This window comes from Alkalibacillus flavidus, from assembly GCF_040545925.1.
Lineage (GTDB): Bacteria > Bacillota > Bacilli > Bacillales > Alkalibacillaceae > Alkalibacillus > Alkalibacillus flavidus.
In genome coordinates this window covers 361070-387317 of the sequence record NZ_JBEPMX010000001.1, presented here as the reverse complement: position 1 = coordinate 387317, position 26248 = coordinate 361070, and the positions used below count along the sequence as shown (strand labels likewise).

Genomic DNA, 26248 nt, shown 5'->3' with positions numbered 1-26248 from the left:
AAATGATTAAAACGAGGGTGTCGTATCATGATTAAAAAGATGTTACAAAATAAAATAGACGATGAAACGCCGATCACAATGGTGACGGCTTATGATTTTCCATCGAGCAAAGTGTGCGAATCAGCTGGAGCTGACCTTATTTTAGTCGGTGACTCGGTTGGCATGGTTATGCTAGGCTACTCATCAACCATTAAAGTGACTGTTGATGATATGATTCATCACGGAAAAGCCGTTCGTCGTGGCGCGCCGAACACGCATACGATTGTTGATATGCCATTTATGTCGTTTAATATTTCCGTCGAAGACACGTTACGTGATGCTAAACGCATGTTCCAAGAAATTGAACCAGACGCACTAAAAATCGAAGGTGGACAAGAGTTAGTTCCAACAGTCACTAAACTGACACAAGCAGGTATTCCAGTTGTCGGACATATTGGCTTAACACCTCAAACGGTTAATGTTCTTGGTGGTTATCGAGTTCAAGGTCGTTCTGAAGCTGAAGCGAAACAACTCATTGAGGATGCGAAAGCGTTAGAAGATGCAGGCGCGATTGCTATTGTGCTTGAATGTGTTCCAGCGCCATTAGCGACTAAATTAACAGAAGAATTGGCGATTCCGACCATTGGAATTGGCGCAGGAAATCAATGCGACGGCCAAGTGTTAGTGTATCACGATTTATTACAATACGGTGTATCACGACTACCTAAATTTGTACAAGCTTATGCGAATTTGGATGAGGTTGCGGTTGAAGCAGTATCGCAATATGTTCTTGATGTCAAAGAGAAAAACTTTCCAACTGATGATCATGCTTACAAAATGAACGATGATGTATTAAAGGGGTTATACGGAGGATCATGAAAACCATAAAAACAATTGAGTCGATGCGTGAAATTAAAAAGACTTGCTATGCACAAGGCTATTCTATTGGATTCGTCCCAACGATGGGGTATTTGCATGACGGTCATTTAGCGCTCGTAAAAAAATCTAGGCAACAAAATGATATCGTTGTCGTTAGCGTGTTCGTTAATCCGTTACAATTTAATCAAAGCAGTGATTTAACGTCTTACCCGAGGGATTTTGAACGGGATGAAAAGTTATTGGCCGAAGAAGGTGTCGACTATATTTTCTATCCTGATGTCAATGAAATGTACCCACATGCATTATCCACCGATATGCGGTTAATTAGACGAGGCGATGTATTGTGCGGGGCAACCCGTCCGGGACATTTTGAGGGCGTGTTAATGGTTTTAACAAAGTTATTTAATATCATTTCACCACATCGCGTTTATTTTGGCTTGAAAGATGCCCAACAAGTTGCTGTTGTGGACGGGCTTATTGACGATTTAAACTTTGACATTGAACTTGTGCCTGTCCCGACCGTAAGAGAAGCTGATGGTTTAGCAATGAGTAGTCGTAATGTGAGGTTAACGACACAAGAGCGACTCGAGGCTCCAAAGATAAATGAAGCGTTAGAGAAAGGACAACAATTGATTGCAGAAGACAACCAATGGACGCGAATGGCTGTTATTGAAAAAGTTGAGTCTGTTTTAAATCAAATTAATGGTGATATTGATTACATTAATTGTTTATCTTATCCTGAATTAACTAATGACATTAAGCATGATGATGATATAATTATAGCGGTAGCTGTTCAGTTCCAACAATCAAGACTTATAGATAATGTGATCATCACATCAACAGGTGACCTTAAATACGGGAGGTGAATCACGTGCAACGAACTATATTAAACAGTAAAATTCACCGGGCGACGGTTACAGAAGCTAACCTAAACTATGTCGGAAGTATTACGATTGACTCAGACTTATTAAGTCAAGTCGATTTATTGCCACATGAAAAAGTTCAAATCGTTAATAATAATAACGGCGAACGTTTCGAAACATATGTCATCGCGGGTGAGCCCGGAAGCGGTGTTATATGCTTGAACGGGGCTGCAGCGAGACGAGTGCAGCCAGGCGATATTGTTATTATCATATCGTACGTAACGTTAAATGAAGACGAGCTAGCAGATCATGAACCGACTATTGCGATTATGGATGAAGACAATCAAATCGAATCACTTATCAAAGAAGAACCGCCAATGTCGATTTTGTAACTCCCTTAATCCTGAAGGGGGTTCTTTTTGATTAGCCGTGTTGCGTTGTTGAAAGGAGGGTTAAAATGAGCGAACGCTTTATCGTTGTCGATCTCGAAACAACAGGTCAAACCGTTAGTAAAGGCGCCGAAATTATCGAAATCGGTATCATTGTGTTAGAAGGTCAAACGATTGTTAATGAGTATAAAACGAAAGTCAAACCGAAAGCAAAGGTACCACCTTTTATAACGCATTTGACGGGTATCACAAATGAGGACCTACGAGATGCTCCTAGTTTTGAAGAAATAGCCCCTGACTTACGTCATATGTTTTCTCAAGGCTATTTTGTCGCTCATAACGTGCCGTTTGATTTTACTTTCTTAAATGAATCGTTCCAACAAGTTGGTCTTCAACCGATTGATTGTTTAACGATTGATACAGTTGAATTAGCTCGTCTCTGTTTCCCGAAAGCTCCAAGCTATAAGTTGTCTGATATCACCGATTATTTAGGGATTGAGCATTTTTCGCCACATCGCGCGTTATCTGACGCTTATGTAACGAGTCAGTTATGGCTTCATGAATGGGAGAAGTTAGCCCAATTACCGTTTAGAACGTTGACTATGTTACGGAGTTTTATACCGTTTTTACATAGCCAAATCGAAGAATGGTTCGATCGTTTAGTTGAACAAAAGCGTTATAAATACAACCAGCCATATCAACATGACGATCATCATGATGTTAGTCAAGTACGTCATGATGATGTGGAATTGGCATTTTCTGATTGGTTAAACGACATGAATCAAAGATTACCTTATACGCTAAGAGAAAAGCAGTACGACATGGCAAACCATATATGGGACCATATTAATCAGTCAGCTCACTTCGTTGTTGAAGCTGGTGCTGGATTGGGTAAAACACAAGCTTATTTATTACCTACTTTATATGAAGCCTCAAAAGGTAAGCGAACATTGATTAGTACGAGCACGATCCAATTACAACATCAACTTGTTCATGAAGCACACCAATTAGTTGATGATTTAAAGTTGCCTCCTCGTGTAACGCTCATAAAGAGCCCGAGACATTACATTCATTATCATCGTTTTATGACATATATAGATCATTTTTCGGATCATCATAACTATGATGCTGTGTTGACAGCGACGATGTTACTCGTATGGTTAACGGAAACAGAAACAGGCGATGTCGATGAGTTAAACTTACCGACAAATGGGCAGCAAATATGGCACTACATTAATTGTGACAATCCACATACATCAAAAGAGGGCTCATACTTTCATCGAGCGCTAGACGTTAGTAAACAATCAGATTGTGTTGTCGTGAATCATGCTTTTTTATTACAAGATCGGTTAAAACAACAACGCCTTCTTGATGTTGATACGATCATCATTGATGAAGCCCATCAATTAGAGAATACGGCTCGACATCAATTTGCTCGACAATTGAATTATGTCGATATTGTTCATCTATTGCAAGATTTAGAACCACTATTAACATGGGATACGTTAGAACAAACACGTCAATTAGCAGACAGCTTTTTTAGAGCAATTTATCAAGCAGTGGAATTCTTATATGACGACGATCTCGTCACAGACACCGGCAAAGCACAACTTATATTGGATGATGAAACAGAGGATTTAGTGTTACAAGGAGATATTAACGACCAATACATTCAGTTGAACGCTATGATTGATCAAGTGATTGATGAAATAGAGCAACAAGTTGTTCATCATTCTTGGTATGAATTGTTGCGACGCGAAGCAGTTGAACAGCTCTTTGGTATCAAAGGAATCTTCGCTCAATATTTTGCTAATGATGGTCGTGATGTTAAATGGATTGAAATGAATCAATTCGGGGCCAAAAATGCTGCAACATTGCATCTTGAACCTGTTTCAGTTGCAGATTGGTTACACGAACAACTTTTTCAATCAACAGTGCCCGTCATACTAACTAGCGCAACATTACAAATGAATCACGATTTCCACATCTTCATGTCTCAAACAGGGATACCGCAACAAACAGATTGTTTAGTGCTGGAATCACCTTTCCATTATCAATCGCAAGTTCGTATGTACACACCGAATCACCTAGCAGAAGTGTCGAAGTCGGATATCGTATCTTATACATCGCAAGTATCGGATTTTATCATTCAGTATTACGTCGGTGTTCAACACAAAATGCTCGTCTTGTTTACATCATTTGATATGTTGAGATTAGTTTATAAGCAGTTAAAACGGTCGAATCGCTTAGAACATGTCACGGTTATTGGTCAAGGTGTGACGACGGGTAGCCGAGATAAGCTGAAAAAAATGTTTGAATCAAACGATGATGTTATCTTACTCGGGACGCACTCATTTTGGGAAGGATTTGATGTGAACGACGATTCGTTTAAAACAGTATGTATGGTCAGGTTGCCATTTGAAATGCCGTCTAGCCCACTGATGCAAGCGAAACGTCAAGCGATGGGAGAACAATCATATAATGATTTTTATCACTTAGCACTGCCGATCGCGGTCCAGCGTTTTAGGCAAGCGTTTGGACGTATGATCCGGCATGAATCGAATCGCGCTGTTTTTCTCGTGCTAGATCAACGTTTATATACGAAGCGTTATGGATCATCATTCTTAAATGCTTTGCCAGATGTTCATATGTTACACAGTGAACCAGAGAGGATCATAACAGATGCAAAAAAATGGCTATCATAATGAACGGTCATTGACTTAAGCTAACCGTTAGATGTTGTTTTAATTAAACGGTTAGGTGTTGGTAAAACATGAACGTATGGATAGTGATGCTATGGTTAATTGGAAGTGTAACGAGTTCCCCTATAAGTGAAGAGCCGTGGCTTTTCACACCGACGTCAGCCGGAGATACTGTGTTGCTGCAAGATGATCAAGAAACCATCCTAATTAATACGGGGAAACGTGACCAATATGAAGCTATAGAGCGTCTAATGAAGATTAATGATGTGTCACCTATAAAAAGCATTGTTATGACATCATCTGAAGCAAACAGCTGTTCAAATGTAAGACGCTTAACTGAACGTCATCCCATTAAGCATATTTATATGACAGAAACGATGGCATCATCATGCGCTAATCAATTAAATGATTCGATTAATCAGTTAACGTTAAATGAAGATGTCCATTTTGCGCTAAACCGTGATATGTTTTTTCATTATCATCCTGTCGATCCGTCAAAAGGAAACATGATCGTGTCGAACAATCAAACATCTGTTTACTGGTTTGAATCAGAGCAGTCGCCCATTTTGGAAGATATCGATATCCTTTACACGCCATCATATGTCAAACATGACGATATGGATGAGGCTGTTATCGACAAATTGAACCCTCAATTAGCGATTATTAATCAAGATGTAGATCATTATGATTCAAGTATCCACCAATTATTACAAACATTATGGATCGATACGTATTTACTGAAACAAAATTTAGCGATTCACATTTTTAATGACGTTGACGACTTTTCGATTCGATTAGAAAAATTACCGAAAAATGATTAGGGGAATGGTCAAAACATCATCAAATTCTTGTTATACTTAAACAAGTGAAGAAATTATGTGAATGTTGAGGAGATGAACAATTGTCAGTGCGCGAGTTGTTTCAACAAAAATGGTTTTTAATGGCTTTACTTATCGTCTTAGTCGTCACAATAGCAACCATTGTCGTTTCGATGATTTTATATTATGCTATTGAAGGTGACCATGATAATCAACAACAAACATATCAAGACGTCGCATTAGAGCTAAGTCCGGTACAGGAAGTGAATCAACGTTATACGTATCATGGTGAAGAAGCTTACACGGTTATTCGCGGCGAAGGGGATGACGGTTCATATTTTGTCTTTGTACCACAACAAGATTCGTTAAACTCAGATGACATTGATTGGATTAAAGCTAATGACGTATTATCTGAATCAGCTATGTTAGATCAATTTCAAGAAGAATGTTCAGACTGCCATTTAGAACATATAACACCTGGTATTATAAACGATGATTATGTTTGGGAATTAACGTATGAGTCGAATGACCGTCTCGTTTATCGAACATATACAATGGAAGATGGCGACGTGTACGACTCAATATCTTTTAGCCAAAATTAGAATAGGAGCGATACATATGGAACTTGCTGATCGAGTGAAATCATTAACACCGTCAAGTACATTAGCGATCACATCAAAGGCAAAAGCACTTAAAGCAGATGGTCATGATGTTGTTGGTTTAGGAGCAGGTGAGCCAGATTTTAATACGCCATCGTATATTTTAGAAGCAGCGAAGCGAGCAATGGATGAAGGGAAAACAACTTATACACCTGCTGGCGGATTGCCTGAATTAAAGCAAGCTATTATCGATAAGTTCTCAAGAGATCAACAATTAGATTATGAACAAGAACAAATCGTCGTGACAACTGGTGCAAAACATGCTTTATATGCATTGTTTCAAGTTTTGTTGAATCGTGGGGATGAAGTGATTATCCCGACTCCCTATTGGGTGAGCTACCCTGAACAAGTTAAGTTAGCTGAAGGTCAACCTGTTTTCGTTAACACTGACGAATCCAATCAATTTAAAATGACACCAGAACAATTAGAGGAATCGATTACAGATGTAACGAAAGCTGTTATCATTAATTCGCCTAGTAATCCGACTGGTGTGTTGTATACTGAAGACGAATTAAAGGCTTTAGGTGACGTTGCACTTAAACATAACTTATTGATTGTCTCTGACGAAATTTACGAAAAATTAATTTATGGTAATAAAAAGCATGTCTCTATGGCACAATTATCACCAGAATTACAACAACAAACAGTCGTCATCAATGGTGTAAGTAAATCACATGCCATGACAGGTTGGCGCATTGGTTATGCAGCTGGTCAAAAACAAATCATTCAAGCTATGTCTAACTTAGCATCGCATGCGACATCAAATCCAACGTCAATCTCACAACATGCAGCAATTGCTGCTTACACGCATGATGAAACTGAGGTTCACAAAATGAATCAAGCTTTTGAACATCGTCTGGAATCGTTGTATAATTGGTTATTGGACATACCTGGTTTAACGTGTGTCAAACCAGATGGCGCGTTCTATTTGTTCCCGAATGTCCGTCAGATTGTCGATCAATCACCATTTGATTCAGTCGATGAGTGGGTGAAGCGATTGTTAGAAGAAGAAAAATTAGCAATTGTACCTGGTTCCGGTTTTGGAGCTGAGAACAATGTGAGATTATCTTATGCCACGTCATTAGATCAACTCGAAGAAGCAGCGACACGATTAAAACGATTTGTCGAAAAGTATCGATAGGAGGAAAGCATCGTGAAAACAACTATAGCAAATGTACACAAACATCTTAACGAAACCGTCACGATCGGTGCATGGTTACATAATAAACGATCGAGCGGTAAAATATCATTTTTACAATTACGTGATGGGTCTGGCTTTATTCAAGGGGTCGTCGCTAAAGCGGCAGTCTCAGAAGAAGCGTTTGAGCTGTCTAAAAACATCACACAAGAGTCATCATTGTATGTAACAGGTACGGTTGTTGAAGATAGCCGTAGTCCGCTTGGCTATGAACTACAAGTGACAGACCTTGAGTTGATTCAAGAAGCTGTTGATTATCCCATCACACCGAAAGAACACGGCACTGAATTTTTGATGGACCATCGCCATTTATGGTTACGTAGTCAGAAACAACACGCGATTATGCGTATCCGTAATGAAATCATTCGTTCAACGTATGAATTCTTCAATCAAGAAGGGTTTGTGAAAGTAGATCCACCGATTTTAACAGGGGCTTCTGCAGAAGGAACGACTGAACTCTTCCATACGAAATATTTTGATGAAGACGCTTATTTATCACAAAGTGGTCAGTTGTATATGGAAGCAGCTGCGATGGCATTAGGCCGAGTATTTTCATTTGGTCCAACATTCCGAGCTGAAAAGTCGAAAACACGTCGCCACTTAATCGAATTTTGGATGATTGAACCAGAAATGGCATTCATGGATCATGAAGAAAGCTTACAAATGCAAGAAGAATATGTGGCGTTTGTCGTGCAATCCGTTTTAAACAATTGTTCAATTGAATTGGATACATTAGAACGAGATAAAACACAGTTAGAAAAAATCACAGCTCCATTCCCGCGTATCACGTATACGGATGCGATTCAATTGCTTAAAGATCAAGGGTTTGATGATATTGATTGGGGCGACGATTTTGGCGCACCACATGAGACGGCGATCGCTGAATCATTTGATAAACCAGTCTTTATTACGCATTTTCCACTTGAGATTAAAGCGTTCTACATGAAGCCGGATCCAGACAATCCAGATGTCGCGTTATGCGCTGACTTAATTGCACCAGAAGGCTATGGTGAAATTATTGGAGGCTCTGAGCGTATTGATGATTACGAACTAATGGCACAACGCTATAAAGAGCATGATTTAGAAGGTCCTGCTTATGAATGGTATTTACAATTACGCCAATATGGCTCAGTGCCTCACTCCGGTTTCGGATTAGGTTTAGAGCGTACGGTCGCATGGATTACAGGTATCGAGCATATTCGTGAAACGATTCCATTCCCACGCTTATTAAACCGTTTATACCCATAAGCAATAAAAGATGACTCATATGGTGAGTCATCTTTTCTATTCCGTTCATGAAAGGGTGAACACGTTGGATATACCTTTTTCGTATCAAAAACTATTAGCGAATCAAATCAGCATCCCAAGTCAGCTGCTATCAGATTATCAATCACTTTCATTAAATGAAACTGATCTCGTCGTTGTTTTGCATATATTACATTTACAACAATCTGGCATTTTATTGCCGACCTTTGACCAGATTGCTCACTCCATGACATTGAATGCCAATGAAGTATCTAATGTCTTAAAAAAATTACGCAATCAATCACTGTTACATATTGAACAAGTAAAAGACGAATCAAACCAAGACCAAGAATGGTATTCCTTATCGCCTTTATTTAACCGATTGTATGAACAAGAGGAGACGTCTACAAAAGAAGAAGAAGGAAAATTATTTCAACTATTTGAACAAGAATTCGCTAGAACGTTATCGCCGATAGAAATTGATACCGTCAGTCATTGGTTAGATGAAGATCAATTCAAGCCGCCACTTATTAAAGCTGCGCTACGTGAAGCTGTTTTAATGGGGAAATTAAACTTTCGTTATATTGACCGGATCCTAAACGAATGGAAGAAAAAAGGTATTCGCTCAACTCAAGATGTTAAACAAGAAACAGCATCACAGCAAGTACAGCAAGCACCGAAGGAAAAGCGAGATACATCCGTTTATTATAATTGGTTAGAAGAGTAGAGGAGGAGAGGCTGGTGTTAACCAAAAAAGATATTCGTTTTGTGTTGGATACCCTACAGGACATGTATCCTGATGCAGATTGTGAATTGAATCATAACAATGAATTAGAATTGCTTATCGCTGTTGTTTTATCCGCACAGGCTACAGATGCTTTAGTCAACAAAGTCACACCCGATTTATTTGCCAAATATAAAACGCCGGAAGATTACGTGAACGTCTCGTTAGAAGAATTGCAACATGACATTAAACGAATTGGCTTATATCGAAATAAAGCGAAAAATATTCGCAAACTATGTGCTGATTTAATCGAAAAATACGACGGAGAAGTACCGAGTGACTACGATTCATTAGTGAACCTAGCAGGGGTTGGTCGGAAAACAGCGAACGTTGTTATGTCAGTCGCATTTGGTCAACCGGCTATTGCAGTCGATACACATGTTGAACGTGTCTCTAAACGTTTAGGAATCTGCCGTTGGAAAGATTCTGTTTTAGAAGTGGAAAAAACCTTGATGCGTAAAGTGCCGGAAGAGGAGTGGAGCGCAACACATCATCGTATGATTTTCTTTGGCCGCTATCATTGCCAAGCGAAAACTCCAAACTGCCCAGATTGCCCATTACTCAGTGTTTGTCGTGAAGGGCAAAAACGAATGAAAAAATTAGAATCATAAATAAGAAAGCAGGATGTCTCGAAACTGAGGAGACATCCTGCTTTTTGTATTAGTTATTGTTTTGTTGATCGTCCGTTTCTGTTGAATCGTCGGATTGGTCTGTATTCGTTGATGAATCGCTTGATTGATCATCTGTGGAATCTTGTTGGTTGCTGTCATCCGACGTGTTGTCTTGATCAGTATTGCTCTGTTCATCGTCGGTTGTTCCATCATCATTATTATTTGAGTTGTCATTGTTGTCATTATTATTATCGTCATTATCGTTATTTGAATCGTTTTGATTATCATCTTCTGAACCATCGTTATCACTATCATCACCGAAGAAGTCTTCCCAGAAATCAGAGTCTTCTCCAGGAATTTCGATCGTTGCTGATGTTGGTTCGCTCTCATTATCTTCATTTTCAGGATTGTAAGCTGTTACTTCAAATGTATAAGACTGACCAGGTTCAATATCATTATAAACATAAGCTAAATCAGCATAATCCTGTTCGGACACAACTTCTTCTCCAGATGACGTCACTGTAAGAGAGAAACGAATGGAGTCATCATCTGATGGGTGCGACCATGTTGCATCGATGCTTTCGTTTTCTTCATTGAAAATAAGATCGAGCGACTCCACTGGATCTATACGTTCATATTCGTCTGACGTCTCAGTCGGTAAATTGCTTTCGACGAATAGTTCAGTAATAATCTCGCTTTCAGGTGTATAATCGCTCGGAAGCTTAGCTGGTCGCGTTCCTTTTTCAACTTCCCGTTCGACAACGGAGTCTGGTTGAACGAAGTCAGACGTTTCAACCCCTTCTGATAAGTGTTGCATCATGTTTTCAAATAATGGGAAACGCACTCCAGTATCAGCGTTAGGATCATTATTTTCATACCCGGTCCACACGGAAACACTGAAATTTGTCGTATAACCTGTGATCCAACCGTCGACATCTTTATTGGTTGTACCTGTTTTCGCTGCAACAGGTAGATTGCCTAGGTTTAAACTGCTAGCTGTTCCTTGATTGACAACGTCTTTTAACATATCTGAAATCATATACGCTGTATAATCTTCCATGACAGGGACGCTCTCACGGTCAGGCTCAACGGTACGACCGTCTGGAAATTCAATCTTCGTAATCGTATGCGGTTCATTATACATGCCTTCGTTACCAAAGGCGGCGTAAGCTCCAGCCATCTCGTATGGGTTCGTTTGTACATCGTTAACTCCACCGAGTGGCATCGATTCGGTCACAGCACCTTCAATCGATGAAATGCCTAGGCTTCTAGCAAATTCACCAGCTTGTTCTTTGTTCAGATTTTCGCGGACGTTAATAACAGCTGGCACATTTAATGAATCGTACAACGCTTGGCGCATCGTCACCCACCCGTGATATCGACCGTAGTTTTCAAATGCTTGTCCACTTTCGGTCCAAGAGTAGTAAGCTTCAGATTGACTGTCATTATACTGATGATACGTTGAGAATTGTTTCTGATCAATAACAGGACCATAACTCACGATTGGCTTAATGGATGAACCAGGACCGCGGCCAATATCAGTCGCATTGTTATGGGTTCGGAAGCCTTCTTTGTTACGACCACCACCGATCGCTAACACTTGACCGGTTTGAGTATCTAAAGCAACGATTCCTGCGTCTTGGTTTTCAGGGAAATTAACAGGGCTGTCACTACCTAATAAATGTTCGACTTGCTTTTGCGCATCTTGATCTAACGTCGTATGAATCGTTAACCCTGCTGTATAAATATTTAAATTATCATTGTCGATGAGCGATTCCGCTTCTGAGTAAACCGTTTCGACGAATGAAGGATATTGTAAATCGGTTTCGTAATTGGCTTGGACCATATTCGAAACTTTGACTTGTTTCGCTTCCTCAGCTTCTTGTTCGGTAATTTTGTCGTGATGGACCATTAAATTTAACACTGTATTGCGGCGTTCTTCTGCTAATTCAGGATTATCAATCGGGTTAAAAGCATTCGGTCTGTTCGGGATACCTGCAAGCATCGCCGCTTCAGCTAATGTTAAATTGTGCAAGTCTTCTTTACCGAAATAGACTTCGGATGCTTTTTGGACACCATAGATTCCGTTACCATAATAAATTTTGTTTAAATACATCATTAAAATTTGTTCTTTAGAATAATCTTGCTCTAATTTCATCGCTAAATATTGTTCTTGAACTTTAAGCTTTATTTGTTTTTCACTAGAAAGTAGAAAGTTCTCGATTACTTGTTGTGTAATCGTACTAGCTCCTTGAGAACCGAATCCATCTGTTACGTTAGCAATCACTGCTGCGCCAATTCGACGTAAGTCAATCCCGTTGTGTTCATAGAATCGAGCGTCCTCAGCTGCGATAACAGCATCTTCTAATACAGTCGATACATCGTCGTAATTAATGACTTCACGGTTTTCAGTCGCTAAATTAGCAATCTCGTTGCCTTCCCGGTCGAGCACACTCGTACTCGCTGGAACTTCTAATTTTTCTTCACTAATCTCTGGAGCGTCACTTATATACGAGTATACGACGCCAGCACCAACGATTAACGTGATAAATCCGATAATAAATAAGGTTATAAAGACTTTTTTCCAGTTTATTTTTTTGCCTTGTTTTTTCTTTTGTTTATTAGCTTTTCGGCTTTTTACATCTTCACTCATGTTATTTCTCCTCCGTTAATAAAAACGTCATCAACGACTTTTAAATAATCGACTTTGGCCTGCAAGCGAAATGGAATTACATATCCATTCTCAGCAATATAGTCGTGTGGTATCGATTTGCGACCACCGTTTTGTTGTGCTTCCCACATTTTTAAAAACGGTTGTAACGGTAATAAATACGTTGTTTCCATTTTAGAAAAACGAATAATGAAAAACGTAATGCCACCGTGCTTATCGATTCGTTTCATGTGCTCAACTTGGTGATCATGAATATTGCTTAAAGGAATTGATTGTTTATTTTTCGTTTCTTTCGCTTCAAAGTCGATATGATAGCCGCGATAAAGTCCGTTAAAGTCTGTTGTTGAAGGCTTTTGGTAATAGGCTTCTTTTATAACAGCCGCGCTTCGTTTCGGGTAATCGACATTGACAACTTGAACTGGCGTCGGCTTCTTATGAATAACAGCTTGTTCGGACTCTAGATAATAATGATTCGTTTCATTAATATCTTTTTCGAGGGTCATACCTCGGTTAGCGTGTGCATCTTTTGTTTGATGTTTATTCTGTTTCGGTTGTATTGAGTTTGACGATGGTTTGCGACGACTACCTTTTGGATACCTCAATCGAATGCCTCCTTAAACTTATTATACCAAATTTTAAACGAAAAAGATTTGGATATACTGTGAATAAGTTCTAATACCAAAGGAATGATTGGATGAATTCATTACTAATTCATGATATACGCGAACAAACGTTTTTACATAATCGAGATAATATAGCGAGAACGTTGGCGTATAATCATTACTTTCAGCAAAATCCTGAAATTAAATGGTCACTATTAGCTCATATCGTCTCACGTAATGCGGGGTGGAATATGACAGATTTAGAACTACCGAGTTTTAAAACGATATTAACGGACCCACAACGGAAAGCTTTATTTCTAACTTATGAGAGTATTAATTGGTTTATTTTCCGAGATGCTTACCCGCAGCTACTAATTTATGAACGATCAAAACAGCAAGGTAAACCGTTATTTTTTCTATTTAAATATTTCGGTATCTCTACATTTATGGAACGAGAGTGGTACCGTTTTTATCAAACAGGTGACCAAGATCGATTGATGATTGCGCAAATTATTAATGAACAACAACTCATTCAAAAACCTATTGTGAAGCATAACCCTTATCAACGCAAAGTATTTCAGCGCATGCCATATTATTTACAATCCATTTTGCATTTAAATGCTGTCGTCATCCCAACATTGTGCGGAAAGTTATATGGCTTATTTATTCCACCATTTCAACGCGTACACAACCGAATCAAAATCGGTAAACAATTAGCGCAACTATTGTATTATCCTTATTTACATCCATTATTTCATGATTTTATAAATGAAGTCCAAGTCACTGGGAGTCGAGAGGAGTACGAACAGTTTATGCTTAATGGACCACCTCATTCAGCGCCACCATTGCGGAACGTGTATGAAAGGGTTGAACACGAATTGAGTGAGTCGTTCTCCGATTGGTCTTACCAAACAAGGATCAAAAATCGATGGTTTAAAGAACCTTCGTTACCTAATATCCAATTATTTCATCGTGATTTCATGCGAAAACGTCATGTGTTATTTGAAGTCGGAGCGGTCGCATCAACAGTCAAAAACGTTGTCAAAAAAAGATAGTCTTTTTCTAGTTTTGTCTAAGTATAACAGCGTTCGTCGTATGCAAAGGAGTTAAATGTGCCTTTCTTGAATTAACAAGCATAGGAGAGGGGTGAATGCAGATGAACGCAAAAATTGAAGAGACGGTTTATGTGGCTACAACATCATTATTAGCATCACTTGATCGTTTGGAAGAATCATTAGATCAGTTAGCAGTGGAAATAGCTTCAGAAAGATATCAGAAAAATACGACCAAATAATAGAAAAACGCTTTCAATCATGGTACATTAGAGTAAGAAAGGTGGTCGTTATGGACTCGTTCATCGAATTAACAAAACAACTAAGATTTCAACTTTTAGAAGATTGCTTAAAACGTTATGAAGATGGTTATAAATTTAATCGAAAAATTTACGATGAATTTTATCAAGTAAAAGATGAATCGTTATCGCAATTTGAGCAAATTGAACAATGGGAAGATGATGCCAATGCTGTTGTGCACCGTATTCCGTTATTCCCTAATCAAATTAAAAATACGAAAGATAATTTAGAAATTATGATTCTTCATAGTTATTTCCATGACGTACGCAAAAAGCGGTTTATGGAACTGTATCAGTCTGTCATGTATAATTTAGATCTCATCTTAAATGATGCACATGTAACAGACCAATAAAGGTCATGACATATTATTTGGAGTAGCTTATCAAAGAGGAGAGATAAAATGGAAAAACAACAATTAGTCCATTCAGCACAAGCAATGTTAAGTCAAGCGTTTGTTCCGTACTCGAAGTTTCCAGTTGGTGCGGCGTTATTAACGAAAAACGGTGACGTGTATCAAGGGTGTAATATTGAAAACGCATCATACCCTGTTACATGTTGTGCTGAACGTGTTGCAATTTTCAAGGCGATTTCAGAAGGGGAACGCGATTTTAATGCATTAGCTGTTATTGCGAACACAGATCGCCCTGTACCACCATGTGGTGCGTGTCGTCAGGTAATGAGCGAATTCTTTGATCCCAATATGCCCGTTTATATTACGAACAAAGATTTAGAGATTAAAGAGACAACAGTAGGGGAATTACTACCTTTTTCCTTCACACCAGAAGATTTAGAATCTGGGCAAAGCTCATAAACAATCGATATAGACTTATACTTAAAATCCGAACTGAGTTGTCAGTTCGGATTTTTATGTTGATAAAGATTTGTTCCATTGACTTTTTTTGATATACTAGGCTTATGAAATCTATAGCGATTACAGGTTATAAACCGCACGAATTGAATATATTTAATGAAGAAGATGACAAAATACCCGTTATTCAAGAAGCGATTAAACGACGGTTACAACCTCTGATTGAGGAAGGACTAGAATGGGTTGTTATCTCTGGCCAACCAGGCGTTGAAATGTGGGCCTTTGATGTTGTGCAACAGTTAAAAGAAGAATATACCATCAAAATAGCCGTCATACCACCATTTCAATCGCAAGATCAGGTATGGAATGAAGAGAAACAACAAAAATATCAAACCATGTTACTTCAAGCAGATTTTTCTCAACCGTTAAGCCAAGCCAGCTATCAAAGCCCTGAACAATATAAAACGAGAGATCGTTGGTTGTTACAGAAAACAGACGGCTGTTTAATCGTTTATGAAGAGGAGTATGGTGGCACGCCACGATTTTTTTATCAAATGGCCGAACAATATCAAGAGCAAGAGGCATATCAGATCAGTCAAATTAATGCGTTTGATTTAGAAGATATTGCGCTAGATATGCAAGAATCCAGTCAATTAGAATAGGTTAGTACTGAGGGGGATGACTAGTATATGAATAAACCACATTTAACCAATCAAGGTATTTTAGACAAAGAATTCAAAACGTCCATGCGAGGCTATAATCAAGATGAAGTAGATGAGTTTTTAGACGTCGTCATTCAAGATTATGATTATTTTGAAAAAGAAATAAAACGATTGAAAGAAGAAATGGAAAGATTAAAACAAGCGTCAAGCTCAACGAATCAACATGAATCAGCACCGAGTCAAAGTCGATCGCAAGTAAACGCTGATGTGTTGCAACGTTTATCTAATTTAGAAAAAGCGGTTTTCGGACGAGGGCGTACAGAATAAGTGAGTATGGAAAATGAATCATCTCGCTAAATGTGCAAAGTTATGCTATAATTTAAAGTTCGGGCATAAGTAGGGTGTATTAATATTGGTGTAATCGCTCAAGTTAACACTTGAGAGGAAAGTCCATGCTCACACTGGCTGAGATGCTAGTAGTGTTCGTGCTTGACGAAATCATAAGTCAAGGGAGTTACCGATTCGGTCACTTACGGCAGGGACGTAGCCTACGTCAGAGGATAGGGCTACAATCCCTTTAACGTGCCACAGAGACGAGCTTGATTGGAAACAATCAAGGTGGAACGCGGTAAACCCCACGAGTGAGCAACCCAAACAATGGTAGGGGCACTTCTTGCGAGGAACTCAACTTAGCAAGAAGACAAGCAATTGCTTGTAGATAGATGATTACGCCTGGAGTACGAGGTTGACCACCGTTTGCAGTACGATAGGACAGAACATGGCTTACAAGATATTAATCGGTCACCCTACTTATGCCTTTATTTATGACATAAGTTAAGTAATGAACGTGAAAGGAATGACATATCGTGACACAACCATTAACACTTATTGCAACAGCGGCAATGGGTTTAGAAGGATTAGTAAAACAAGAACTCCAAGACTTAGGTTATCATGATTTACAAACTGAAAACGGTAAAGTTATCTTCAAATCCGATTTTGCTGGCATTGCAAGGACAAATTTATGGTTAAGAACTGCTGATCGCATCAAGTTACATATCGGGTCATTTAACGCTTATAGTTTTGATGAATTATTCGAACAAACTAAGGCGTTGCCATGGGAAGATTGGTTGCCTGAAGATGCTTTTATTCACGTTGTTGGTAAATCACATAAATCTAAACTTTATTCTGTTCCAGATTGCCAATCAATTGTCAAAAAATCGATTGTGTCGCGAATGCAAGATCAATACCATATTCATTCACGTTTAAGTGAATCGGGTGTGAGATATAAAATTGAAGTCGCGATATTAAAAGATCACGTGACTCTTTCAATCGATACAACAGGAGCAGGGTTACATAAACGAGGCTATCGTCATGAGCAAGGGGAAGCGCCACTGAAAGAGACGTTAGCAGCATCACTCATTAAATTGACGAATTGGACACCTGATAAACCGTTTGTGGATCCGTTCACAGGTTCTGGGACAATTCCGATTGAAGCTGCCTTAATTGGTCAAAATATTGCACCAGGATTTAACCGTGAATTTGCAGCAGAAGAGTGGGATTTCCTGCCCGCTTCAATTTGGGATGATGCGATGGAAGAAGCAGAAGATTTAGCTAATTATGATCAACCACTCGCTATTACAGGGTCTGACATTGACCATAGAGCCATTGAAATGGCAACGAATAACGCGATGGAAGCTGGACTAGCTGATTTAATTGAGTGGAAGCAGATGAACGTGAAAGATTTTAAACCGAAGTCTGATGTGGGGTATGTCGTAGGTAATCCACCATATGGTGAACGGATGAGTGACCGCGATGAAGTAGAATCCATTTACCGTGCGTTGGGTGGTATTATGAAAGACTTTCCGAAATGGAGCGTCTATATGTTAACGTCGCATGAAAATTTCGAAAAACACTACGGCGTCCAAGCATCGAAAAAAAGGAAATTATTTAACGGCTTTATTAAAACAGATTACTATCAATTCTTCGGACAAAAATAAATGTTGGAAACGTCACTTAATGTTTAAGTGGCGTTTTTTCGTTTTTAATCTACATACGATTGACTAATCGGGAGACACTATAACTAAAAAAGTAGGTGTTATGGTGTCTACTATCGCTTCGATCGGGACAAGTTTACCGCAGTATACATTGAGTCAACCTGAAGCAAAACAGTTTATTCGTCCATTTGTGAGTGATTCATTAACCAAGTACTTAAGTGTGTTTGATGAGTCAGGAATTGATCATCGTTATTTTGCAGCTGACCGGGAATGGTTAACAGAAGACCATGGTTTTAAAGACCGTCAGACGTTATTTGAGTCAGAAGGGGTGGTGTTAGCGGTGAAAGCTGTCGAACATTGTTTGGCAGGCTGGGACGATTTAAATTTAAATGCTATCATCACCGTCACGAGTACAGGTGTGTTGACGCCATCATTAGATGTTAATCTTATGAATCGACTTCATCTCTCACCAAGTCTTAAGCGCATGCCATTGTTTGGACTTGGATGTGCTGGTGGTGCTGCAGGATTATCAAGAGCGTATGACTATTTAACAGCACATCCTGATCAAGCGGTGTTGCTCGTGTGTTGCGAACTCGCTTCAACAGCCTTTCATCCTCAAAATATAACGATTAAAGATATTGTTGGGTCTGCTATTTTTAGTGATGGTGCAGCAGCTGTATTACTTATGGGAGATGAACACCTCCAATTAAATAGAATACCGTCACCAAAACTAAAAATTCGCGCTACAGATTCCAACATATTACCAGATTCAATGGATATTATGGGATGGAATATAGAGGATAATGGTTTTCATGTTGTGTTTTCTCGTCGTATTCCATCAATCGTATCATCGTTTTGGCAGCAACATGTAACAGATTGCTTATCTGCACAACATACGTCGGTAGATCAATTAGATTTTGCGATGATTCATCCTGGAGGCCGAAAAATATTAGATGAAATTCAACGCATAACCTCGTTTGACTCGTCGATCAATCATGCAAGAGAAGTACTACGTCAATACGGTAATATGTCATCAGCGACGGTCTTATTTGTATTAAGGGCAATGGTTAATACGTTAAAACAGTCACAACAAGGAATACTCACAGCACTTGGACCAGGCTTTGCATCAGAGCTTGTGTTGTTGGAGGTTGAATAAGGATGGTATATCTAATTGTTGTCGTTTTCTTAATCGTATTAAGACTGTTCGAGGTCGTTTGGGCGAAATTAAACGAACGTTTTCAACAAAAACGCGGGGGAATCACGGTTGATGATCCGTATTACACTTTCGTGGTGTTATTGCACACAGGTTTTTTAGCAAGTCTTATCGTTGAATCGTTTATCGCTCATCAATGGTCAGCCAACACCTCTGATATTTGGCTGACTGTTTTTATTGTGTTACAGCTTTTGCGCTTTCATGTCTTAATGACATTAGGACGTCACTGGAATACGAAAGTGGTTGTCAATCCAACATCTGCTGATAGGATTAAGCGAGGGCTTTTTCGTTATATAGATCACCCGAATTATTGGATTGTGTTAGCTGAATTGATCGTCATTCCATTGTTGTTCGAGGCATATGTCACAGCTATTTTGTTTCCGATGGGCCATTTATTTTTTATGTCTAAACGAATTCCATTAGAAAATGAAGCGTTAACCTTGTATGATAAGAAGTAAAAGGGAGGGGATACGATGATTATTTCTGTGGAAGAAGCCAAGCGAAAAAGTCAAAATGAAGATGTTGTATTTGTAGACTGTCGTTTTGACTTAAAACAGCCTGATCAAGGTCGGAAATGGTATGATGAAGCACATTTGCCTAATGCGGTTTATATGGATTTGGAACGCGATTTAAGTGGAGAGGTTTACTCAACAGGTGGACGTCACCCGCTACCTGATATGGAACAATTCAAGCAACTATTATTGTCAAAAGGCATAACAGATAAGACAACTGTTATTGCTTATGACAATCAACATGCATTTGCTTCACGATTTGCTTGGATGTTAAAAGCGATCGGGCATGAGGATGTATTTATTTTAAATGGTGGATTTGCTGCATGGGAAGAAGCTGGTTTTCATTTAACATCAGAACCCCCAAGTCAAGATGCCGTTAAAAACCTACAATCTTGGTCGTTAAATGATCGTATGATCGCTACACAAGACGATGTTCAACGTTATATTCAAGATGATCGCGTCGCCTTAATTGATTCAAGAAGTTACGAGCGTTATATCGGCGATCACGAACCCATTGACTTGAAAGCAGGACATATCCCATCGGCTCGTTCGTTCGATTGGATGTTATTGTTTGATCAAGGGTACTTTAAAGATCAACAGGCATTGCAACAACATTTTAGCGATTTAACTGATGTTGATAAGATCGTCGTGTATTGCGGGTCGGGTGTAACGGCAGCTTCGAACGTTATAGCGTTATGGGAAGCCGGATTTGATCATGTACAATTATATGTCGGCAGTTTTAGCGATTGGATTTCTAATAATCAAAATGTCGTTGCAACAGGTGATGAACCTGTCTAAACGAAAAAACGGCAATCATTCCGTAGAATGATTGCCGAAAATATATGACGTTTCATTTATTTTTTGTTAACGTTAGCTGCTTGTGGGCCACGGTCGCCTTCGACAATTTCGAATTCAACGTCTTGACCTTCGTCTAATGTTTTGAAACCATCTTGATTAATTGCAGAGTAGTGTACGAATACGTCGTCGCCACCTTCTACTTGGATGAAACCATAACCTTTCTCTGCGTTAAACCATTTTACTGTACCGTTTTGCATTTTAAAAAGCCTCCTAAAAACTTACCATCTAAATGCGCGATGGATTATTCACAATAGAGATCCATGAAGCTAAAAAAGGGTAACTCCTATAGAAATGAAGGATCACAACTGCATCTTTCACTTCTATAGAAGTTACCCGATTTGTTTATGATTCTTCACGTCTCAATTGCACTTTTAGTATAATCGATTTTAAGGTGTTCGTCAAGACGTAACTCCGATTCAGATGAAAGGATGGTTTCCAATGAGTATTTTAATTGGTCTAACGGGTTGGGGAGATCACGATGATATTCATCAACATGAAGCGGGGTCACGCCATCAATTAGCGGCATATGCCGCTCATTTTCCCGTTGTCGAGTTAGATAGTGCATTTTACAGTATTATGAGCCCATCTCGTATGCAATCATGGGCCGATCAAACGCCCGAATCATTTTCATTCGTGGTGAAAGCCTACCAAGCATTTACTGGCCATGATCGTCAATTTCGCACACGACAAGAGATAAAAACGATGTTTCAAGCTTATCAGGAACAAATTGAACCGTTAATGCAAGCGAACAAACTCAATTGTTTGTTATTCCAATTCCCGCCGTGGTTTGATCTGAACCGTGATCATGTTAGACGTCTCACCTTTATTCGAGAACAATTTAGTGACTACCCGTTAGCCATTGAATTTCGCAATCGTACGTGGTATGACCAACAAGTTAAACAAGATACATTAACGTTTTTGAACAATCATAACTGGATACATACCATTTGTGATGAGCCGCAAATTGGTCAGTCATCCGTTCCACTTGTTCCAGAAGTAACCAATTCGAACCAGTCATTAGTTCGATTTCACGGGCGGAACAAGTACGGCTGGAACGCAAGTGGACAAGACAATTGGCGAGACGTCCGATTTTTATACAATTATTCTGATGAAGAACTAATGGAATGGACGTCGGTCATTCAACAGTTACAAAACGAAGCCCAACAAATAACGATCCTATTTAATAATAATTCAGGTGGCCATGCGTATGACAATGCCAAACGATTCCAACGACTACTTAGTATCGATTATGACGGATTAAACCCGAAACAGATGGATTTATTTTCAGATTAATGGACCACTCTTGCTCCTAAATAACGTTGTTGCCAATACGAATCTGATAATGAACTGATCGTTACACCCGTTGATGTACCAGCATGAATAAACTGACCATTGCCTATATAGACACCTGCATGTGATGGTCCTGGTTGATACGTTTCAAAAAAGACGAGATCTCCGACGCTTGGGTTGTTAACTGGAGATGTCACGTTCCACATATCATTGACTGTACGCGGCAAATGTTGGCCATTTTGTTGATAGACATATTGTAAAAAACCGCTACAATCAAAACCGTTTCTGGAAGTACCACCCCAGCGATACGGTGTCCCTATCAACGAACGAGCTACGCCGATAACAGAACCGTTTTGAGTGGACGTTGATGCTTTAGAGGATGATTGGCTTTTGACTTCCTGTTTCGACACGAGTTGGACATTTTGAGTTGGTGATGTAGATCGTTCAGGGGGAGACAATGCCGATAAATCTAACGTTTCCTTATGCAATTGTTGATACCGTTTTAATGCTTGCTTTGTTTTTGGCCCTGCAATACGATCAACTTCATAGTCAAATAAGCCGATTGCTTTTAACGACGCTTGCACTTGACCGACATTATCGGACTGTTCACCATACTTTATCTTCTCTCCGATATGATTTATCGTTGTGATATAATGGTCGTAAACAATGTGTTCCAACATTTCAGCGGTTTCTTGATCTAATTCACCATTTTCGACCAATTGATAATCTTGCTGGAATCGTTTGATGGCATGTTCTGTTAATGCATTGTAATGAGGTGTAGGCTCCTTTGGATAATATTGAACGCGCTTAAGTTTTCTGTGCAGCATTAAGACCGATTCACCATGGTCGCCGTAGACTAATGGTGTAGATTGAACTGCAGCAGAAGCTTCATAATCGATAGGTGTATAAAACGCAATTGGTGAGCTAATCGCTAAATTTCCGGCAATCGCACTGACTAACATTTTTTTAGTTGGTGTTGTTTGCACCATGTCAATCACACCTTTCACATGCTCTATTATGACTATATGAAAAAAAAGGTCCTCTATACATTACAATCGTGTAACAAACCACGTGGAAAGGATGAGATAAATGATGAATGAACAAGCGTATTTAGATTTATGTCAGCACGTATTAAACGACGGTCATGACCGTCATGATCGTACTGGAGTTGGCACTAGGTCGATTTTTGGCTATCAAATGCGATTTGATTTGCAACAAGGTTTTCCGTTATTAACGACCAAACGGGTACCGTTTAAATTGATTGCTAGCGAATTGTTGTGGTTTATAAAAGGAGATACGAATATTCGTTATTTATTACAACACAACAACAATATTTGGAATGAATGGGCGTTTAAAAATTGGGTTGAAAGTGATGAGTATAACGGGCCTAATATGGACAACTTTGGCATTAGAGCGCAACAAGATGCCAATTTCAACGCTGTTTATCAAGAACAAATGGCTTTATTTAAACAATACATATTAGAAGATGATACATTTGCGGAGAAATTCGGTCACTTAGGTGACGTGTACGGTAAACAATGGCGTCATTGGCAAAGTACACAAGGTGAGACGATTGATCAGCTTAAACAAGTCATTCATGATATTAAAACAAACCCTAATTCGAGACGATTGATTGTTTCGGCATGGAATCCAGAAGACATTCCGACGATGGCATTACCGCCTTGTCATACACTGTTTCAGTTTTATGTTGAAGATGGTAAATTATCGTGTCAGTTGTATCAACGGAGTGGCGATATCTTTTTAGGTATTCCGTTTAACATTGCAAGTTATGCGCTATTAACCCATTTAATTGCGCATGAATGTGGCTTAGATGTAGGAGAATTCATTCATACGTTAGGGGACGCTCACATTTATCACAATCATTTTGAACAAGTTAATACGCAACTTGAACGTCATTTGGTCGATCCCCCTAAGCTTCAACTAAATAAAGACAAAACATCAATTTTTGATTTTGATATTCATGACTTGTCACTTACTGGGTATGATCCACATCCAAGTATCAAAGCACCTGTTGCCGTATAAGGAGGGAGACGATGACATATTCACTAATTGTTGCTATGGATCACAACCATGTGATTGGTTATAACCAAGCGATGCCATGGCACTTGCCTAATGATTTAAAATACTTTAAATCCGTGACATCGAATGCTGCGATCGTCATGGGTCGTAAAACGTTCGATTCAATCGGTAAACCGCTTCCGAATAGACATAATATTATTTTGACGCGCCAACACGGTTATGAACAAGAAGGTTGTACGGTTATTCATGATTGGGATGCATTAACAGATGTCACATCGTCTGATGAGGATGTGTTTATCATTGGCGGGGCAACACTATTTGAACATGCCTTAACGTTCGTAGATTATTTGTATATAACCTTGATTGATGGCGATTTTGAAGGGGATACGTTTTTCCCGTCAATTGATTGGTCAAAGTGGTCGTTGATCAAGCAGGAAAAAGGCAACGTTGACGACAAAAACCGTCACCCACACACGTTTAACGTTTATAAGCGTCAATAAGTGAACATTTTGTAACATTGGCATGATTATGTTTGCAATATTGGACGAAATAAGCGACAATGTAATCAATGAAAGCATGAGATAGGTAGGTGTGTTTATGACGATTGGTGTTCCAGGATTGATTTTAATCTTAATCATCCTTCTCATAATATTTGGACCAAAGAAATTACCTGAATTAGGTCAATCGCTTGGTCAATCATTAAAAGAGTTTAAACAATCAACACGTGAACTAACACAAGATGATCAAAACGACTCGGATCGACGAATTGATCGTCAATAATTATAAAATGGAGTGATATTATGGGCATCGGTAGTATTGGGTTACCGGGATTAATCTTAATTGTATTAGTATTATTGCTTGTTTTTGGCCCATCGAAATTACCGGAGATCGGTAAAGCATTTGGATCATCATTAAAAGAATTCAAAAAGGCGACAAATGATTTAATGTCTGATGATCAACAATCATCTAATACGTCGAATTCAAAGCAACACAATTCTGATTCCAACAATCAATAAACGATTCAATTTAAGGTGTAAGGACTTCCTTACATCTTCTTTTATGGCGTATTAGAGTATCGATACGGGTGTATGTAAGAGGTGAAACAGTTGGCAAAAGAGGAACAATCAAATCAGCAAGAAATGGATTGGACAGGCCATTTAGGTGAATTAAGACGGCGTTTCTTCTGGAGTTTTATCGTCTTTGCGTTATCATTTGGTGTCGGATTTTATTTTCGGCAAGAAGTGTATTTATATGTCGCAAATGATGTGCCGTTTCAGCTGTCTGTATTAAGCCCATTCGATATTATTTGGGTGTATGTTATTATTGGCACAATCGTCGGCTTATTAGTCACGATTCCATTTTTAGCCTTTCAGCTTTGGCTCTTTATTAAACCAGGGTTAACGAAGCATGAAGCACGAGTGAGTTTATTGTATGTACCATCGATATTCATATTGTTTGCCCTTGGTCTCGGTTTTGGTTATTTTATTATAAAAGATTTAGTATTGAATTTCCTGCTCGGGCTTAGTGATGGTATCGTTAATGAAATGTTTACGGTCAATAAGTATTTCCGCTTCATTATGCAAATTACAGTTCCGTTTGCATTTTTCTTCGAAGTACCATTAGTAGCAATGTTCTTAACGAGTTTAGGTGTTATTTCACCACAATTTATGAAAAAAACGCGTAAATACGCTTATTTGATTTTAGTGATACTTGGCACGATGTTATCACCACCTGATTTTATATTGCAATTAATTGTAGCAGCACCATTAATTGTACTATATGAATTAGCAATCATTATGTCAGGATTCGTGTATAAGCGACGTATGAAAAAATTAGTCGCCCTACAAAAATCAATAGAAGAAGACGATTAAAAGCAGGTGAGGACATGCGATCATTTTATCATTTTGCTATGCCCTATCGAGGCATACAACAAAAAGACGATGAACGGCGACAGCTTGCTGAAGCGATGTTTCATGATCACGATTTCCCTAAACAATCGGTCGATTATGACGAAATCAGTCAACACTTTGAAATGAATAGTCCATTTCCAGGTGCCGTTCAAGTATTTGATCGATTATGGCAAGAATATGAAGAACATGGATCATAACGAAAGGCTTCA

At 38.9% G+C, this 26248-nt stretch carries 31 protein-coding genes and 1 other RNA gene; 28 read left to right on the top strand and 4 right to left on the bottom strand.

Annotated features, from left to right (window positions below; translation table 11 throughout):
* Positions 1 to 27 precede the first annotated feature (27 nt).
* The 10 genes from panB (at position 28) to nth (ending at position 10127) form a co-directional block, all read left to right on the top strand.
* Positions 28 to 858 (top strand): 3-methyl-2-oxobutanoate hydroxymethyltransferase, encoded by an 831-nt coding sequence (gene panB / locus ABID56_RS01985; protein WP_354218825.1) that lies wholly within the window; start codon positions 28 to 30, stop codon positions 856 to 858.
* Complete coding sequence (gene panC / locus ABID56_RS01980; protein WP_354218823.1) at positions 855 to 1724, top strand: pantoate--beta-alanine ligase; 870 nt, start codon at positions 855 to 857, stop codon at positions 1722 to 1724. The genes panB and panC overlap by 4 nt, the downstream gene beginning before the upstream one ends.
* Before the next feature lie 5 nt (positions 1725 to 1729).
* Entirely contained in the window at positions 1730 to 2113 is a 384-nt protein-coding gene (gene panD, locus ABID56_RS01975) for an aspartate 1-decarboxylase (RefSeq protein WP_354218822.1), read from the top strand.
* A 65-nt stretch (positions 2114 to 2178) separates the two neighbouring features.
* The gene (locus tag ABID56_RS01970) at positions 2179 to 4815 is read left to right on the top strand and encodes a helicase C-terminal domain-containing protein (protein WP_354218821.1); all 2637 of its coding nucleotides are present in this window, start codon (positions 2179 to 2181) and stop codon (positions 4813 to 4815) included.
* A gap of 68 nt (positions 4816 to 4883) precedes the next feature.
* On the top strand, positions 4884 to 5633 hold the full coding sequence (locus tag ABID56_RS01965) for a hypothetical protein (RefSeq protein WP_354218820.1): 750 nt from the start codon (positions 4884 to 4886) through the stop codon (positions 5631 to 5633).
* Positions 5634 to 5713: 80 nt separating this feature from the next.
* Positions 5714 to 6232: a hypothetical protein gene (locus ABID56_RS01960; protein ID WP_354218819.1), complete on the top strand. Its 519-nt coding sequence runs from the start codon at positions 5714 to 5716 to the stop codon at positions 6230 to 6232.
* 16 nt (positions 6233 to 6248) lie between these two features.
* Positions 6249 to 7430 (top strand): pyridoxal phosphate-dependent aminotransferase, encoded by a 1182-nt coding sequence (locus ABID56_RS01955; RefSeq protein ID WP_354218818.1) that lies wholly within the window; start codon positions 6249 to 6251, stop codon positions 7428 to 7430.
* A gap of 12 nt (positions 7431 to 7442) precedes the next feature.
* On the top strand, positions 7443 to 8735 hold the full coding sequence (gene asnS, locus ABID56_RS01950; protein ID WP_354218817.1) for an asparagine--tRNA ligase: 1293 nt from the start codon (positions 7443 to 7445) through the stop codon (positions 8733 to 8735).
* A 64-nt stretch (positions 8736 to 8799) separates the two neighbouring features.
* Positions 8800 to 9459: a DnaD domain-containing protein gene (locus ABID56_RS01945; protein WP_354218816.1), complete on the top strand. Its 660-nt coding sequence runs from the start codon at positions 8800 to 8802 to the stop codon at positions 9457 to 9459.
* A gap of 14 nt (positions 9460 to 9473) precedes the next feature.
* Positions 9474 to 10127, top strand: a complete 654-nt coding sequence (gene nth, locus ABID56_RS01940; protein ID WP_354218815.1) for an endonuclease III — start codon at positions 9474 to 9476, stop codon at positions 10125 to 10127.
* A 49-nt stretch (positions 10128 to 10176) separates the two neighbouring features.
* On the opposite strand, the gene ABID56_RS01935 is transcribed toward nth, so the two are convergent.
* Together ABID56_RS01935 and recU are read right to left on the bottom strand one after the other, a co-directional pair.
* Positions 10177 to 12780, bottom strand: coding sequence for a PBP1A family penicillin-binding protein (locus tag ABID56_RS01935; protein ID WP_354218814.1), 2604 nt, complete (start codon positions 12778 to 12780; stop codon positions 10177 to 10179).
* On the bottom strand, positions 12777 to 13400 hold the full coding sequence (gene recU / locus ABID56_RS01930; protein ID WP_354218813.1) for a Holliday junction resolvase RecU: 624 nt from the start codon (positions 13398 to 13400) through the stop codon (positions 12777 to 12779). The genes ABID56_RS01935 and recU overlap by 4 nt, the downstream gene beginning before the upstream one ends.
* A gap of 92 nt (positions 13401 to 13492) precedes the next feature.
* On the opposite strand from recU, the gene ABID56_RS01925 reads away from it, so the two are divergent.
* The 11 genes from ABID56_RS01925 to ABID56_RS01875 all read left to right on the top strand — a co-directional run bounded on the left by ABID56_RS01925 (position 13493) and on the right by ABID56_RS01875 (position 20739).
* A complete protein-coding gene (locus ABID56_RS01925) occupies positions 13493 to 14455 on the top strand; it encodes a DUF2515 family protein (protein WP_354218811.1) in 963 nt (320 codons plus the stop codon).
* 101 nt (positions 14456 to 14556) lie between these two features.
* The gene (locus ABID56_RS01920; RefSeq protein ID WP_354218809.1) at positions 14557 to 14694 is read left to right on the top strand and encodes a hypothetical protein; all 138 of its coding nucleotides are present in this window, start codon (positions 14557 to 14559) and stop codon (positions 14692 to 14694) included.
* A 50-nt stretch (positions 14695 to 14744) separates the two neighbouring features.
* Positions 14745 to 15104: a DUF1798 family protein gene (locus ABID56_RS01915; RefSeq protein WP_354218808.1), complete on the top strand. Its 360-nt coding sequence runs from the start codon at positions 14745 to 14747 to the stop codon at positions 15102 to 15104.
* 15 nt (positions 15105 to 15119) lie between these two features.
* On the top strand, positions 15120 to 15563 hold the full coding sequence (locus ABID56_RS01910) for a cytidine deaminase (protein ID WP_354218989.1): 444 nt from the start codon (positions 15120 to 15122) through the stop codon (positions 15561 to 15563).
* A 104-nt stretch (positions 15564 to 15667) separates the two neighbouring features.
* Positions 15668 to 16222: an SLOG family protein gene (locus ABID56_RS01905; protein ID WP_354218807.1), complete on the top strand. Its 555-nt coding sequence runs from the start codon at positions 15668 to 15670 to the stop codon at positions 16220 to 16222.
* Positions 16223 to 16249: 27 nt separating this feature from the next.
* Positions 16250 to 16549, top strand: a complete 300-nt coding sequence (gene gpsB, locus ABID56_RS01900) for a cell division regulator GpsB (protein ID WP_354218806.1) — start codon at positions 16250 to 16252, stop codon at positions 16547 to 16549.
* 82 nt (positions 16550 to 16631) lie between these two features.
* Positions 16632 to 17013: RNase P RNA component class B (rnpB, locus tag ABID56_RS01895), an RNA gene on the top strand.
* Positions 17014 to 17088: 75 nt separating this feature from the next.
* Positions 17089 to 18219 carry a THUMP domain-containing class I SAM-dependent RNA methyltransferase gene (locus tag ABID56_RS01890; RefSeq protein WP_354218805.1) on the top strand — a complete coding sequence of 377 codons (1131 nt, stop codon included), beginning with the start codon at positions 17089 to 17091 and terminating at the stop codon, positions 18217 to 18219.
* Between the two features lie 103 nt (positions 18220 to 18322).
* Entirely contained in the window at positions 18323 to 19372 is a 1050-nt protein-coding gene (locus ABID56_RS01885; protein ID WP_354218804.1) for a type III polyketide synthase, read from the top strand.
* Positions 19373 to 19374: 2 nt separating this feature from the next.
* A complete protein-coding gene (locus tag ABID56_RS01880; RefSeq protein ID WP_354218802.1) occupies positions 19375 to 19887 on the top strand; it encodes an isoprenylcysteine carboxyl methyltransferase family protein in 513 nt (170 codons plus the stop codon).
* A 15-nt stretch (positions 19888 to 19902) separates the two neighbouring features.
* Positions 19903 to 20739, top strand: coding sequence for a sulfurtransferase (locus ABID56_RS01875; protein ID WP_354218801.1), 837 nt, complete (start codon positions 19903 to 19905; stop codon positions 20737 to 20739).
* Between the two features lie 56 nt (positions 20740 to 20795).
* Here the strand turns inward: ABID56_RS01875 and ABID56_RS01870 are convergent, their stop codons facing one another.
* A complete protein-coding gene (locus ABID56_RS01870; RefSeq protein ID WP_354218799.1) occupies positions 20796 to 20996 on the bottom strand; it encodes a cold-shock protein in 201 nt (66 codons plus the stop codon).
* A 241-nt stretch (positions 20997 to 21237) separates the two neighbouring features.
* Between ABID56_RS01870 and ABID56_RS01865 the strand changes: the two genes are divergently transcribed.
* A complete protein-coding gene (locus ABID56_RS01865; protein ID WP_354218798.1) occupies positions 21238 to 22092 on the top strand; it encodes a DUF72 domain-containing protein in 855 nt (284 codons plus the stop codon).
* Here the strand turns inward: ABID56_RS01865 and ABID56_RS01860 are convergent.
* Positions 22089 to 23078, bottom strand: a complete 990-nt coding sequence (locus tag ABID56_RS01860) for a C40 family peptidase (protein ID WP_354218797.1) — start codon at positions 23076 to 23078, stop codon at positions 22089 to 22091. The two genes, ABID56_RS01865 and ABID56_RS01860, sit on opposite strands and share 4 nt — an antisense overlap.
* Positions 23079 to 23178: 100 nt before the next feature.
* On the opposite strand from ABID56_RS01860, the gene ABID56_RS01855 reads away from it, so the two are divergent.
* The 6 genes from ABID56_RS01855 (at position 23179) to ABID56_RS01830 (ending at position 26236) form a co-directional block, all read left to right on the top strand.
* The gene (locus ABID56_RS01855) at positions 23179 to 24132 is read left to right on the top strand and encodes a thymidylate synthase (protein WP_354218796.1); all 954 of its coding nucleotides are present in this window, start codon (positions 23179 to 23181) and stop codon (positions 24130 to 24132) included.
* 11 nt (positions 24133 to 24143) lie between these two features.
* The gene (locus tag ABID56_RS01850) at positions 24144 to 24629 is read left to right on the top strand and encodes a dihydrofolate reductase (protein ID WP_354218794.1); all 486 of its coding nucleotides are present in this window, start codon (positions 24144 to 24146) and stop codon (positions 24627 to 24629) included.
* A gap of 97 nt (positions 24630 to 24726) precedes the next feature.
* Positions 24727 to 24909 (top strand): twin-arginine translocase TatA/TatE family subunit, encoded by a 183-nt coding sequence (tatA, locus tag ABID56_RS01845; RefSeq protein ID WP_354218793.1) that lies wholly within the window; start codon positions 24727 to 24729, stop codon positions 24907 to 24909.
* 20 nt (positions 24910 to 24929) lie between these two features.
* Positions 24930 to 25145 (top strand): twin-arginine translocase TatA/TatE family subunit, encoded by a 216-nt coding sequence (tatA, locus tag ABID56_RS01840; RefSeq protein WP_354218792.1) that lies wholly within the window; start codon positions 24930 to 24932, stop codon positions 25143 to 25145.
* 81 nt (positions 25146 to 25226) lie between these two features.
* The gene (tatC, locus tag ABID56_RS01835; protein WP_354218791.1) at positions 25227 to 26000 is read left to right on the top strand and encodes a twin-arginine translocase subunit TatC; all 774 of its coding nucleotides are present in this window, start codon (positions 25227 to 25229) and stop codon (positions 25998 to 26000) included.
* A 14-nt stretch (positions 26001 to 26014) separates the two neighbouring features.
* Positions 26015 to 26236 (top strand): YozE family protein, encoded by a 222-nt coding sequence (locus ABID56_RS01830; RefSeq protein WP_354218789.1) that lies wholly within the window; start codon positions 26015 to 26017, stop codon positions 26234 to 26236.
* The last annotated feature ends 12 nt before the right edge of the window (positions 26237 to 26248 follow it).